Raw genomic sequence first — 14,255 nt, 5'->3', positions numbered from 1 at the left:
ATGGCCGTCTGATGCTGGTTTTTTTATATGGAATTTCTGATAACTTAGTTAAGGGTCTCTTTTGTAGCTTTCTCTCATATGATTTGTTTTGTGAATATTTAATATTTATACAAAGTGATTTTTCTTCCCTTAACATTAAAACGGGCAGTATGGGTCAATTCAATCTTTTGTAATACCTGAGACACATTGGTAAAACGCGAAAAACTTCCACTGTATATTTTTTGCTTTAATTCCTCATTTTCAAAATGTATATCTACATCATACCACCTTGCAATCTTTTTCATGATATAGTCCAGGCTTTCCCCCTCAAACATAAAAAGACCAGATTTCCAGGCAACGGCTTGTTCTGCATCTACCTGATTTACACGAATACCATTAGTAGTTAAAACTGATTGCTGATTAGGTTTTAAAATAACCTGAGCAGACTTTTCTCCTTTCAAATTTAGCATAGCGACACGAACAGACCCCTCCAATAAGGTTGTATTGTCACTCCCTTCATCATGATAGGCATTAATATTAAAGTGAGTACCTAATACTTCAACACGCTGTTTCTCTGTTTCCACTATAAAAGGCATGCTTATATGCTTTCCATCTGCTCCTTTTACAGCAACCCTAGCCACTTCAAAATACGCTTCACCACTCAACACGACTTTACGCTCTGGCATACCAGAAAATGTAGTCGGGAATTTTATTACTGATGCAGCATTCAACCAAACTATAGTTCCATCAGGAAGTTGAACTTGAAACTGTCCGCCTTTTGGAGTAGTCAACATATTAAAACTTACTTCAGGCTTATCTCTTTGTAATTCAGAAATATCATATATCAATTGTCCCGACTTTGTTTTTGTAATTGCAGTACCTTTTTCATCTGCGATCTTACCATCAATTCCATCTGTTAATGAAATTTGTTTACCGTTTGCAAGTGTCAAAACAGCGCTATTTTTACCAGGTTTAATATCATTTTCTGCTACAATGTTCATTGCACTGTATTGTGATGAACGATTTACATAAAAATAAAGGCCTACACTTAAAGAAATCAATACAATTGCAGCACCTGCAAGACGATACCATAACTGATAACTTCTTGTTCCCGGTAAATTTACCCTTTCCAGTTCTTTTATCCTTTCACTAATCTTAGCCCTCATTTTTTTCTCTAGTGGATCCAGCCCCAGTTCAGCTATCTTTTCCAGAACTTCAGGTTCCGTCGAAAATAATTGATAATAAGCCTCAACAACTTCAACTTCTTCTACAGATGCTGTATTGTTCAAATACTTATCAGTGATTTCTAGAAATTCCTCTTTTGTAGGATGTGCCATAAAACAAAAAACCTTTTATATACAGTATATCATAAAAGACTAATCTCCTATGCCTATTGAAAATATTTTTTAATTTGCCTTTACAGCCATGATAATTGCAGATATCGTAATTATTTTACCCAATGCCGCCCTTAAAGTTGCGGTAGCGGTAAGCAATTGATTTTGCACTGTTTTTTGTGATACCCCAAGGATTTCACTGATCTCACGGGTACTTAACTCCTGCATAAACCTCATTCTAAAGATTTCCCTACGTTTTTCAGGTTGTAAGGCCAACCAGCTCTCAATAGATGATTTCAGTTCTTTTTCATAAAACAACGAATCTGCCTGCAATGATTCTTGTGCCATATATTCGAGTGGTTCTTCGAAAACCGGCATGGATTTACCTTTTTTATAAAGCATATAAACCTGATAACGAACTGCAGTCAACAGATATGGAAACAATTCATTAATTTGTTTTTCACTGCGTTTTACCCACAAATCAGCAAATACATCCTGTATCACTTCTTCACAAAGCTCTGCATTTCTTAAGCGCTTATAAGCCTCACTATAAAGTTTCTTCCAATATCGTTTATAGGTCTCGTCAAAAGCCATCTCATCTCCCGATTTAACCAGGTTGACGAGCTGCGCGTCTGCATACGAACCATATAAAACCATATCCTTTTACCCCTTAAAAAAACACTAAAAATTAAATTCAATATTAAGCAATGTTTTTAATTAATAACGCCAAAAATGGTTAATTATACCTTTCAGAATGACGATCATGGTACAAACTCATTTTTTTTGTTTCTTTGCGCCATGTTAAAACAAGTATTTGCTGCCTTCCTTTTCATTGTTTCTATTAGCGTACAAGCACAGGACCGACCTGCCGCTTATGCTGTAGCAGAAGAGTTTAACCTCTGGAATAAAAAATTAAATGATACAGCACGGGTCTTTGCTGATATAGCGTATATACGTGATTACCCTAGTTTAAAAGGAATTATCTTAGATTCTGTAACCGCCGGAACGAATGTAATCATCAAAAGCGAAGGTTACAATAACATGTTGATCAAAGACTTTTATGCGCCTTGGCATAAAGTAGAATATACTGTTGGTAAAAAAAAACGCTCTGGATTTATTTGGTTAGGTCTTTTAGCTTTGGGCTCTAACAATGATAAAGACCGTAAGTTATGGATGTATGGATTAAACAAATACCCTAACCGATCTAATGATGAAACATACCTTTCTCAATGTGAAATCAAAGTTTTAACCAGCTCTGGAAAGCCTGGTACCCCCTTTAATATTATTGGTCAAACGTCTTTTTTAATTACTAAAAATGGACAAACTTTTACTGAAGCCAAGATTTTAGATAATATGGGATTATCTGGCCTACTAGCAATTTATAGAATGGGATTTTTTGGTGAAGCCTGTGGCATCCCTACCAATTACCATTATGTAGGTTGGACAGGCAGTGGATTTGTAGACTTGCCAGGCAAGAGTAATGTTAGTGATGCGGGCGTATTTTATCATGAAGAGAAATTGTTGTTCCCTTCAGAGCATGGCCTTGATCAAAGCCTAATTATTAAAGATATAGTAGTTGGCGAAGTAATTGATCCTGATCAAAAGAAATTGACTTATAAAGAAAAGAAAACACGAGAAAAATACCTTTGGAATGGTAAAGTTGTTAGTCAGCTCATTGAAATGAAATAATCACATTTGGATGTTGCTTATTATAACATCCAAACGTGATTCTAAAGAAAATTCAATAACTGATTCTACGAATGCAATTGTTTAAATTATCTGCTACATAAATTCGTCCTGATGCATCAGCAACTACATCATATGGATTATTGAAATTCGACAAATTCGCTAAACCATCTAGCTTACCTGCTGTCCCGGTTCCTGCAATTGTTGTCACAATAGCCCCTGTCCAATCGCCCGTTGTACTTGGAGTTACCTTTCGTATAACATGATTAGAAGCATCAGCAAGAAATAACCGCCCTTTAGTATCGAAACAAAGACCAAAAACATCTCCAAGTTGAGCAGTTAAAGGTTGTCCCTTACTTCCATCGTTGAAACCTTTAATACCATCACCTATAATCTTCGTAATCACCTTTGAAGGAGTAATCCTTTTAATCGTATTGGCATCCGAAACATACAGATTGTTCTGCAGATCTATTGCCAGTGCAATTGGATTCTTAAGTATATTGACTGTTCCATCTCCTACAAATGTGCTCACTACTCCTGAAGTAGTGATTTTTCTGATCCTTTTATTATCACGATCTACTACAAAAATATTTCCATAACTGTCAACCACAGCATCCAAAGGATTATTAAACTTTGCTCCTGTACCATCCAAAAATCCGGCAATACCTGTTCCTGCAATTGCACTTACACTCCCATTTGTTGCAATTTTTCTTATCCGGGCTCCATCCTTTTCTACAACAATTATATTTCCAGCTGCATCTATTGCAGATTGCCAGGGATAATTAAATTGACCTGGTATACCATTCGTATATCCTGCAATACCATTGCCAGCGACTGTGGTAACCACCCCTGCAGGGGTCATTTTTCTGATACTGTGATTTGTTCTATCTGTCACTATGATATCACCTAGATTATCAATAACTACACCATCTGGATTTCTAAACCTTGCCGCTGCCCCTGTTCCATTAACAAAACCATAAGTAGTTGATCCTGCAACAGTACTGACCTGGTAATTTGCCACAACAATCCAGCCATTGGCAACTGCTCTTGCACCAGCAATGTCTGATGGTTGATTGATTACTTTCAATGTATCTGCGACAGGCATTCTTATCATTTTAGTACTTGAACCTCCACCATCTAAATTAACTGCATTTTCTACTTGCAAAGCTTTCATAATTGCAGAGAGCATCGAATACCTTGCACCCATGGAATAACCAGGAGCACGCCCATCTACCACCAGCATGTATACCAGATTTCCAGCAGTATAACCAATTGCTGTTCGGGGTTCACCAGCCGATTGTGGTAAGGCAGAGTTGTCAACAACCAGTCCATTCTGAATCAGTAAAACTCCAGCACCTGTAGCTTCCATTAAACTACTCTTATTTGCTAAATACTCGCTTTTACCTGCAATAAAAGGAGTTCCATCAGCACGTACTCCGACAAATGACAAAGCCTGCTGGGGAAGTGTGGGACTACCAGTAAAGCTATCTTTCCAGACTACTCCATTACGATGTACCGGGCCACGGGCAATATTATTCGATACATCGTAAAAATCGCCATTTATGCCAGCGAGTACCTTCTGACTACCATAATGAATATGTTTGCCCATACCAGTGATTACCTGAACATGATTTTTACCTGTTGTCGTGTTAAGACTCGGTTCACGATCATAAGGAGTTGCCGTTCGTAACAACAAACCGGGTGTACTCAGATTTATTCTGGTAATAAATGCCCGGATAGTGTCGCCATCAGTGTTTTTAAAATTGATTTCTGTTTCATCTACTCCACTAGCAATCTGTGTAAAAACATCTTCATAAACTTCAGCAACTTTCCCTGAATAGTCAACAATCTGACCTGTAATATCAGAATTATAAGGGCCTGTCAACAATGAGGCGGATCTATTTAAACTGGTATCCTCAGAAACCAAACCCGCCTCAATAATTTTTTCACAGCCTAAGATCGGCATCAGACCGATCGATAACATCAATAAAAAGAAATGGTTAAACTTTTTCATAATTTCATTTTTTTAGTGTTAATATCATAGGATAATGATCGGATAGCCGATCAGTTACTTCATCTTTTATAAGATTTGCCTTTACAATTTTTTTTGCAAGTTGATTGCTGGTCCAGATGTAGTCGATCCTTACATATTGATCCGGATCTGCTTTCATAACTGGCGTAGGTGCACTTTTCTCAAAAGATCGGGGATTCATGAGTTTCCAGGAATCAACAAAACCTCCCGATAGTAAAAACTGAATTACAGAATAATCAAATTTCCCATTGTTAACATTTTTAATATTTGGTCTTGATGCTTCGTGCTTAACCAGCATCTCAAGTTTTCTTTGGTTATAATTGTAATTCAAGCTATCCTGGGGCGAAAAACTATTGAAATCTCCCATTATCAACACCTTAGCCTTTTTAGGTAAAGCATTGATTTGTGTAAATACCTGGGTAAGCTCATTATTTCTTTTCTGGTAGTCAAAAGGATTTAAATGAAGAACAATAAAATGATAGCCTTTGATTTGTCCGTAAAGATAACCGTGCAACATTTGATCCGTACCATGTTTCACATTGTGGATTGGGTATTTGGAAATTAGAGCTGTGGGATATCCTCTTTCCTTTAATAAAGCAGTATATGGATAGCGCATTTCCTTACCCAGTTTTTCCAGATCAGCATTAGTATAATGGTTTACCTCCTGTAAGGCAATAACATCTGCATCAACTTTATTAGCCCATTTAATAAAAGTTTTTCTCTTAACAGTGTCTTTCTTCAATCCTTCCTGAATATTATAAGACAATACTTTAAGCAAGGATTTAGTAGTCTGAGCATATGTGGTTGGTAATAAGAATACACCATACAGCATCAAGCATAGCAATTTTGTTCTCATAAATTTTGGTTTGAAACAACACTGGGAACCAATAATTGGTTCCCAGTATCAAAAAGTGATTACCTGTAGGTTATTTTCCGAATGCTATTATTGAGATTGTCTGCAACATAAATATCTCCTTTTGTATCTACTACAACATCATAAGGATTGTTAAATGCAGCAACATTACCCAAACCATCTTGCTTACCAGCGATACCATTTCCTGCAATTGTTGAAACTGTTGCAGTACTCCAATCATTACCAGATCCAGGTTTTACCATTCTAATTCTGTGATTGGAAGCATCGGCTAAAATCAGATTTCCAAACTTATCAAAATTAAGCCCAAAGATATCGCCGAGCTTTGCCGTTAATGGTTGTCCTGCAATTCCTTCATCATACCCCTTCACACTTCCAACTACATCACTCATACTACCTGCAGGCGTAATCCTCTTAATGATATTAGCATCAGAAAGGAAGATATTGTCATTAATATCAATGGCAAGTGCTATCGGATTTTTAAGAATATTAGTCGTACCATCACCAATAAATGTACTTACTATCCCCGATGAGGTAATCTTTCTGATCCTTTTATTGTCCCTGTCAACTACAAAGATATTTCCATGACTATCTACGACGGCATCAAGTGGATTGTTAAACTTCGCTCCTGCTCCATCCTGAAAACCAACAACACCTGTACCAGCTATAGTGCTTACCGTTCCATCAACTGCAATCTTTCTAATTCTTGCACCATCTTTCTCTACTACAATGATATTCCCATCCTTATCAATCGTTGACTGCCATGGACTTTTGAACTGTCCGGGTTTTCCTTCAGCGTATCCAGAAAGTCCGTTTCCAGCCAATGTAGTAACTACACCAAGTGGTGTCATACTTCTGATACTGTGATTGGTACGATCTGTAATGATCACATTACCATTTAAATCCATTAATACACCGTCTGGATTTCTAAACCTGGCATCTAAACCATTTCCATCAATAAAACCAAAAGTAGTGTTGCCCGCAACAGTACTTACAATATAAGCAGATACGGCTGAGATTAGGTTGAACAAGGGACCTTCTAATTCTTTCCCATTGACTGAAATGCTGATTTTACCTGTAGTTGCGCCTTGAGGTACAACAACTTCTAATTTAGAGCTGCTAGCTTCTAATACTATAGCTTGTATTCCATTGAATTTAACAACATTCTCTTCATTCTTATTTGAGAAATTACGTCCAGTAATAATAATAACATCCTTTTCCAAACCTGATGAGGGAAAGATCGATGTGATGAGCAATTCATCTGACGTTGCCAGATAGGTATTGTCCTTTTGACAAGAAATGAATGCTATAGATATGATTAATGCGAATAATAAAAATTTATTCTTCATGTTCTTAAAATTAAAGTGAAACAATTAAGGTGTAGCTATAATCATCCAGCCATTAGACACCGCTCTTGGGCGCCCATCTGTTGGATGGTTCTTTACATGCCATACATCTGCCAATGGGTTTCTGATCATCATTGTCGCTGAGCCCCCACCATCTAGATTTAGAGCTGCTTCAGTTCCCAAAGCATAGAAAATACCCGTTAAATCCGCATAAGTTGCTCCACTAGAATGGTAAAAATCACGTCCGTCCACCACCACAAAATACATGATCTGATCAGAAGTATAACCTATTGCTATCCTCGGATCCAATGCACCGAACTGACTATTGTTAACTTTTTCGCCATTTTTCATCAATAATACGCCACCTCCAGTAGCCTCTTTTAGTCGGCTTTTATAAGTATCGTATTCCTGCTTATAACCTATATATGGCTTCCCATCATCCAGAATACCAATAAAGCTAAGTGCTTGTTGAGCCAGTGCAGCAGTTCCAGTAAATGTACCTTTTAATACTACTCCATTTTTATGCAAAGGTCCTCTTGGAACGAAGTTAGCGATATCGTAGAAATCGCCATTTGTGCCTGCTAAAACCTTATGATTTGCATCTTCAAGATATTTAGCCATTTCAGGTATGGTTTGCCCACCATATGCAGGGGAGTCATAGGGAGTTGCGACTTTAGCTGATAAGCCTGGTGTTTTAAGATCCACTTTTAAAATATAAGCATGAGTCGTATAACCATCCATTTTTAAAAAGTGGACTTCTGTTTCTTCTACTCCTTTTGCAATTACAATGGTTGTATCTTTATATACCTCGCTTACAATTCCTGATTTTTCAAGCAGCAGTTTAGTGATGACTGAAAAACTATGATCTAAAACCTTTTTTGGTTCAGCATCTTTTTTACATCCTACTGCAATAGAAAAGCTCAGAAGCAGTAAAACTATATTTCTAATTTGTTTCATTCTCTAAATATTATATTGAAATCTATTACCTGATTAGTAACCATCATTAGGTTCCAGTAAAGTGTTTAACAGCAATTCTCTCGTTGGAATTGGTAATTTCAGCTGCGCTTCTGTTAATCCAATTTCCTGCTTTGCTTTATTTAACCGCACCAGATCATACCATCTAAAGCCTTCAGCAAGCAATTCTCTTCGGCGCTCTAAAAGCACTGCATCCAGGTAAGCTGGTTCTCCAACAGGAGATATAGCTGTAAGCCCGCGCTTAGCTCTAAGCTCATTTAATCTGTTCAATCCAGCCAAGCCTTGCCCTTCTGCGCTGATCAGGTACATCTCTGCTAAACGTGAAACAATGATTGGATCTGTACCTGTCTGTCCACTCGGATACTTATTGATCACATCTAAGCCAGAATAAGTATCTACAGAAATAGCCTTCCTGGTATCTGTTGCACCAAAAAGGTTCATAACTTCTGGGGTTGGTTTATAATTATAACTTCCACTTACCGGATGTGCATAAGTATAAAACAAAACACTTAAGTTGATACCAGATTCGACAGTTTGATTCAACAAGGAAAAGATAACTTCAGAATTCTGTTGTGCACGAAAAATCTTTTCAAACCCATCCAACTGATACCTTCCTGAGGTAATGAGCTCCTCTGCTAAAACCGCAGCTTCAGATTTTTTGCCCTGTGCTAACTTTACCCTTGACATTAATGCTTTTGCCGCGTCTTTTGAAACATAATAATAATTTGAAAAAGCAGGTGCGTTATCAATAGCCGCTGTCAGTTCCGTTTCAATAAAACTCCATACTTCAGCCTCGCTGTTTCTCGCTTTCTTCTCAGTCGTATTCTCGTTCAATATCGGAACACCTCCCCAACGAGTAACCAGATTGTAATAAATGTAAGCTCTAAAGTAATGCGAGATTCCGGTTATTTCTGCTTTACGCTGTGCATTCTCAAGTTTTGATGCGGATACCAAGAGATTGTTTACCTGATATAAGGCAGAATAGTAACCATTCCATTGTGCAGCAATGTTTCCATTCTCAGGTTGAAGAATGTCATTGATCATCTCTCCATAACCACCTAAACCTGATGCTCCACCCCTAACAAGATTACCTCCAATGATATCAAACATCACATAGGAAGAGTTGGTAGGTGTATTTTGTACCATATTATAAACCCCATTTAAAAAGGCTTCGATATCTTTTTCAGTTAGACTCTCTGTTGCAACCTGAGAGTGGGGATATAAGTCGAGTTGCTTACCACAGCCAGAAAATAAAACTGATGCTGCAATAATTACGTTCAATATTTTATAACGAATACTCATTTTCTAAAAATTTAAATTGACACCAAAATTGATAGTACGCGGTTGTGGAGACATTAAGAAATCTTCACCCATCGTAGTTGGAGAAAGGCTGATATTTACTTCTGGATCTAGCAATGGATACTTGGTAACTAAGAAAAGATTGTCAGCCTGTACATAAACCCTCATTTTGCTCACTTTGATTTTCTTCAAAAAGCTTTCAGGTAAAGTATAACCCAATGAAACCGTTCTGAATCTCAGGTAAGAACCATCATGTAAAAATCGGGTTGAATAACTTGAAGATGAGTTAACGGTATTTCCCCATATTGCCCTCGGTGTAGTGTTGCTTGTATTTGGACCTGTCCAGCGATTTAAAGCTTCAGACTCTAACATAGGCCATAATCCATTGCCTAAGCGATAGCCACCTGCCCATGTTTCATACACTTCGTTACCGTAGGAGAAAGTCATAAATACACTTAAATCAAAGTTTTTGTAGATAAATGTATTGTTAAATCCTCCGGTAAAATCAGGGTTCGCAGAGCCCAGTATTTGCCGGTCGCTCACATCGATCTTACCATCACCATTCACATCTTCGTATTTAACGTCACCAGCCCTGATTCCCTTATCGTACTGTGCTTTTGGCACTTCGCTGTCCGACTGAAAAATACCTAGTTGCTTATAGATATAAAAACTTCCAACCTCTTCTCCCACTTTTAATACATGAGTACGGCCAATTAATAACGGTTCGTCATCTAAAAGAGCAGTTAGTTTATTTTTAATGAATGAAATGTTAAAATCTGATTTCCATTTCACACTCCCAAGATCTACATTCCCACTAATAGCAGCCTCAAATCCATTATTGCGCATCGAACCAATATTACTAATGATGCTGGTAAAACCAGTTGTACCATGGGTAGGCTTGCTATACAATAAGTTATTGGTATTTTTAATAAAGTAATCTGCAGTGAAGTTTAATGCACCACCAAACAACCCTAAATCAAAACCAGCATTAAATTGATTTGCTTTTTCCCAGGTTAGCTGTCTGTTTCCAAAACTGGTAATGGCAATACCACTTTGGTTGTTATAGTTATATCCACCACCAGTCAAAGCCTGATAAGCAAAAGCATTTACCCCTTCGATATTTCCGGTTGATCCATAACTGGCCCTTAACTTTAAGTCACTCTTGGAGTTATTCCAGAATGGTTCATTGGAAATAGTCCAGCCTGCAGAAGCTGCCGGAAAGTATCCATATCTATTTTCAGGAGCAAATCTTGATGATCCGTCTGACCTTAATGATAAGTTTAACAGATATCGATTTTTCCAGGAGAAATTTGCACGACCAAAAAATGATTGCATGCTGGTTGCATATAGATTGGTCATTGCTTCTGTAAACTCAGCAGCTACAACATTCACATCAAATGATGGGGATGGAAACTTTATACCTTCTACCCCTATCAGTGAATTATTAACCTTTTGATAAGAATGTCCCAGTAAAAAATCTACATTCAGATCTGAAAATTTCCTTTTATAATTTGCAGTATTTTCAAGAATGATATTGGTCTGTAATTTTCTGTCATCGTATAACTTACCTACTCCTGCACCATAAGGATGACTATTAGTATAATACACATAATCCTGAGTATGGATCAAATCAGAGCCGAATGATGTTTTAAAGCTGAGATCTTTACTTATTTTGATATTGGCATAAGCATTAGCAAGCAATCTGTAGTTATCCAGATATACCTTTTCTTCCATGATGGCCTGAACAGGGTTATGATTTAACAATTCATTTGTACCACCTACGTAATAAGAGCCGTCTGGCTTATAAGGGACATCAAAAGTCCGCTGTTCCAATGCTCTCGGAATCAAATTGGTTCCCAGGTTATATCCCGAAGGAACCCGATTATTATTGGAGTAACTAAAGTTTGTATTCAATCCGATATCCAACCAGGAGTTTATCTCATTAGAGATGTTCACCTTCGCATTGTACTTTTTTAATTCATTGTCTATAAAGGTACCTTGTTGATTTGTATACCCACCTGATATATAATACTTACTTTTCTCAGTTCCACCTGAAACAGAAAGGTTTAAATTACTGGAATGAGCAGTACGGGTTATCAAATCAAGCCAATCCGTGGCTGGTCTATTTGGATAAGGGTTACTAATGGAGTTTACATATTTACCATCCCCTTGTGCAAAGCCATTTTGCATATTATAATTATCTACAGCTTCGTTGATGACAGTTACATATAAATCCGGGTCAGCCATTTTTAGTTTATGAAGCCTGGCCATTTCTTGTATTCCTGTATATCCGGTTACAGTAATTTGCCCTTTTCCTTTACTTCCTGATTTTGTTGTAATCAGTACCACCCCATTTGTAGCTCTTGAACCATAAATAGAGGCCGATGCCGCGTCTTTTAAAACATCTATAGATTCAATATCATTAGGATTCAACTCTGACAAAGCATTCATGCTTTGTCCAAAATTACCTAAATCTGCATCTGAAGGAGTTACGGGGATCCCGTCAATTACATATAAAGGTTCATTACTGGCCGAAAGTGAACCAATCCCTCTGATGCTTACCCTGTTTTTACCTCCGGGTATCCCTGAAGAAGAGGTAACAACCACCCCGGCGATTCTTCCCTGCATCATCTCGTCGGGGCCTAATACTGGCCTGGTGTTATTCTCGTTTGGTTTAAAGGTGCCTATGGAACTACTGATATCACTTCTTTTTTGAGTACCGTAGCCTACCACCGTAACGCCTCCTAATAGTTGGGTGTTTTCCGATAAACTGATAGAAAGTGTAGTCTGCCCTTTCACTTCAATCTCGCGACTGATAAACCCGAGGTATTTTACAACAAGAATAGCATTATCTTCAATCCCAGCCAGAGTAAATTCACCATTGACATCGGTCATTGTCGCTTTTGAAGATCCTTTTACCTGTATAGATGCACCTGGTAAAGGTTGTCCGGAATCACTGTTCACACGTCCCTTAATATTAATTGGAGCAACAATAACATTGACTGGCTTATTCGCCGGAACAATGATTACAGTTTTGTTCTCAATAGAATAAGTAAAAGGCTGCTCATCAAAGCATTTATTCAACACTTCTTTTAAGGGCCTGTTTTTTACATCAATATCTATTGATTTACCTTTTTTGAGCAATTCGTATTTATATACAAAATCATAGCCCGTTTGCTTTTTTATTTCCTTGAATATTTCTGTCAAAGATGCCTTTTTCTTCATCATTGATACCTGCTGGCCTCGTGAGGCCAATGAAATCTGCAGGAAAAATGCCATTAGAAAAATGCAAGTGAGTTTAATCCGCATAAGCCATTTTTTAAAGTCCGGATTTTTTATAAATGTGAGCCATCTTTTTTCTGAAAGTGGGTATATGGCGCTACTGGTTATGCAATAACCATTCTTAGCATAAAATTTATACATTTGTTAGGGTTTTATTTTTTGATACTATTGTTTCGACACAATGTTTATTAAAGGACCCAAAACTTATCGGGGACGCTCCAACGTTCCCGATTATTTTTTAGTCCAGGAAAGGTATTTTTATGGCATAACCAAGACCCTCCTTCCTTCTATTTTAAAATGTACCCCCTGCGTCATCTCCAACACTTTTAATACTTCTGTAATATTTTTACTGCGGGAAATAGAACCTCCAAATTCTACATCCGCAATTTCTCCCTGATATACCACATCGACATCATACCATCTGCTGATTTGTCGCATGATACTTTTCAATGCTACTCCTTCAAAAGCAAAATCTCCTTTGTGCCAAGCCATTACCTGCTCTACATCAACTGTTCTTACCTTGATTTCCTTTCCACTTTGCGATGCTTGCTCTCCCGGCTTCAACAGCTTTGTAAGCTGATTAGCTGTTACACGAACGCTACCTTCCAATAAAGTTGTTTTAACAACGGCTTCATCCTGATAATTGTTCACATTGAAGCGAGTGCCCAATACCACAACTGTCTGCTCAGCAGAAATAACCTTAAAAGGTTTTCTTTGATCATGTGTTACTTCAAAATATCCTTCGCCTATAAGTTCAACCTTACGTTCATTACCTGCAAAAAGAACCGGATAACGTAGTTTAGATCCTGCATTAAGCCATACCTTTGTTCCATCATTCAACTTCACCTGATATTGCCCACCCAACGGAGTTTCGATTGTATTATAAACCGCCTCAGCTGATGTACCATTTTTGGAAGTTGCAGCAGCAACTTCATAAACCAACTGTCCATCTGCGGTTTTATTGATACGGATTCCTGACTGCTCAGCAAGGTTTCCATTTTCAACATCTGTCAGGCTGATTTTTCTACCGTCAGCCAATATTAGAAAAGCCTTATTACCACCAGGCTCTACGTTATTTACTTTAAGTGTCTCTACTTCCACTTCAGTTTCATGATACTTTTGATTTACAAAAAGTGCAATTCCAACAGTAAGGACAAGGACTGCAGCAGCGGCAATAGCTGGAACTAAAAGCCTCTTTTTAACCTGAACAGGTCTTTCAGAACTGATCTTAGCCCAAATTTCACGTTTTGCATCTTGATAATTGGGTTCATGAAGTTCATCTTCATTTTCAGAGGCAGCCTTCAGGTACCAGCTTTCTAATAGCTCCTTTTCCTCAGGAGTACATGTTCCCTCGTTATACTTCTTTATCAGCCTTTTTGCAATCTCGTCTTCCATATACTTGAAGCGCCAAATAGTGACGCATTTAAGTTAAGACAGTTTACTCCTGCGAA

10 protein-coding genes are annotated in these 14,255 nt (G+C 37.7%); 1 reads left to right on the top strand and 9 read right to left on the bottom strand.

Going from position 1 to position 14,255, the window contains the following annotated elements:
• Positions 1 to 98: 98 nt before the first annotated feature.
• A complete protein-coding gene (locus WC623_RS17905) occupies positions 99 to 1,316 on the bottom strand; it encodes a FecR family protein (RefSeq protein WP_372853603.1) in 1,218 nt (405 codons plus the stop codon).
• A gap of 69 nt (positions 1,317 to 1,385) precedes the next feature.
• The gene (locus WC623_RS17900) at positions 1,386 to 1,970 is read right to left on the bottom strand and encodes an RNA polymerase sigma factor (RefSeq protein ID WP_372853601.1); all 585 of its coding nucleotides are present in this window, start codon (positions 1,968 to 1,970) and stop codon (positions 1,386 to 1,388) included.
• 75 nt (positions 1,971 to 2,045) lie between these two features.
• Here WC623_RS17900 and WC623_RS17895 point away from each other — a divergent pair, with 75 nt between their 5' ends.
• Positions 2,046 to 3,002: a hypothetical protein gene (locus WC623_RS17895; protein WP_372853599.1), complete on the top strand. Its 957-nt coding sequence runs from the start codon at positions 2,046 to 2,048 to the stop codon at positions 3,000 to 3,002.
• 52 nt (positions 3,003 to 3,054) lie between these two features.
• Here the strand turns inward: WC623_RS17895 and WC623_RS17890 are convergent, their stop codons facing one another.
• From WC623_RS17890 to WC623_RS17860, 7 genes are all read right to left on the bottom strand, one after another.
• On the bottom strand, positions 3,055 to 5,013 hold the full coding sequence (locus WC623_RS17890) for a phosphodiester glycosidase family protein (RefSeq protein ID WP_372853597.1): 1,959 nt from the start codon (positions 5,011 to 5,013) through the stop codon (positions 3,055 to 3,057).
• Positions 5,014 to 5,017: 4 nt separating this feature from the next.
• On the bottom strand, positions 5,018 to 5,887 hold the full coding sequence (locus WC623_RS17885; protein ID WP_372853595.1) for an endonuclease/exonuclease/phosphatase family protein: 870 nt from the start codon (positions 5,885 to 5,887) through the stop codon (positions 5,018 to 5,020).
• Positions 5,888 to 5,946: 59 nt separating this feature from the next.
• Positions 5,947 to 7,251 carry an IPT/TIG domain-containing protein gene (locus WC623_RS17880; RefSeq protein WP_372853592.1) on the bottom strand — a complete coding sequence of 435 codons (1,305 nt, stop codon included), beginning with the start codon at positions 7,249 to 7,251 and terminating at the stop codon, positions 5,947 to 5,949.
• 24 nt (positions 7,252 to 7,275) lie between these two features.
• On the bottom strand, positions 7,276 to 8,205 hold the full coding sequence (locus WC623_RS17875) for a phosphodiester glycosidase family protein (protein ID WP_372853590.1): 930 nt from the start codon (positions 8,203 to 8,205) through the stop codon (positions 7,276 to 7,278).
• 33 nt (positions 8,206 to 8,238) lie between these two features.
• Entirely contained in the window at positions 8,239 to 9,525 is a 1,287-nt protein-coding gene (locus WC623_RS17870) for a RagB/SusD family nutrient uptake outer membrane protein (RefSeq protein ID WP_372853588.1), read from the bottom strand.
• Between the two features lie 3 nt (positions 9,526 to 9,528).
• Positions 9,529 to 12,831 (bottom strand): TonB-dependent receptor, encoded by a 3,303-nt coding sequence (locus tag WC623_RS17865; RefSeq protein ID WP_372853586.1) that lies wholly within the window; start codon positions 12,829 to 12,831, stop codon positions 9,529 to 9,531.
• A 231-nt stretch (positions 12,832 to 13,062) separates the two neighbouring features.
• Complete coding sequence (locus WC623_RS17860; RefSeq protein WP_372853584.1) at positions 13,063 to 14,199, bottom strand: FecR family protein; 1,137 nt, start codon at positions 14,197 to 14,199, stop codon at positions 13,063 to 13,065.
• Positions 14,200 to 14,255 lie beyond the last annotated feature (56 nt).

This window comes from Pedobacter sp., from assembly GCF_041645105.1.
GTDB lineage: Bacteria > Bacteroidota > Bacteroidia > Sphingobacteriales > Sphingobacteriaceae > Pedobacter.
Note: the sequence above shows the minus strand (reverse complement) of the source record. Positions and strands in the feature narration are given on the sequence as shown.

Coding starts and splice junctions, on each gene's coding strand:
- WC623_RS17905 (WP_372853603.1), bottom strand. CDS start 1,316: ATGGCACATCCTACAAAAGAGGAATTTCTAGAAATCACTGATAAGTAT.
- WC623_RS17900 (WP_372853601.1), bottom strand. CDS start 1,970: ATGGTTTTATATGGTTCGTATGCAGACGCGCAGCTCGTCAACCTGGTT.
- WC623_RS17895 (WP_372853599.1), top strand. CDS start 2,046: ATGGTTAATTATACCTTTCAGAATGACGATCATGGTACAAACTCATTT.
- WC623_RS17890 (WP_372853597.1), bottom strand. CDS start 5,013: ATGAAAAAGTTTAACCATTTCTTTTTATTGATGTTATCGATCGGTCTG.
- WC623_RS17885 (WP_372853595.1), bottom strand. CDS start 5,887: ATGAGAACAAAATTGCTATGCTTGATGCTGTATGGTGTATTCTTATTA.
- WC623_RS17880 (WP_372853592.1), bottom strand. CDS start 7,251: ATGAAGAATAAATTTTTATTATTCGCATTAATCATATCTATAGCATTC.
- WC623_RS17875 (WP_372853590.1), bottom strand. CDS start 8,205: ATGAAACAAATTAGAAATATAGTTTTACTGCTTCTGAGCTTTTCTATT.
- WC623_RS17870 (WP_372853588.1), bottom strand. CDS start 9,525: ATGAGTATTCGTTATAAAATATTGAACGTAATTATTGCAGCATCAGTT.
- WC623_RS17865 (WP_372853586.1), bottom strand. CDS start 12,831: ATGCGGATTAAACTCACTTGCATTTTTCTAATGGCATTTTTCCTGCAG.
- WC623_RS17860 (WP_372853584.1), bottom strand. CDS start 14,199: ATGGAAGACGAGATTGCAAAAAGGCTGATAAAGAAGTATAACGAGGGA.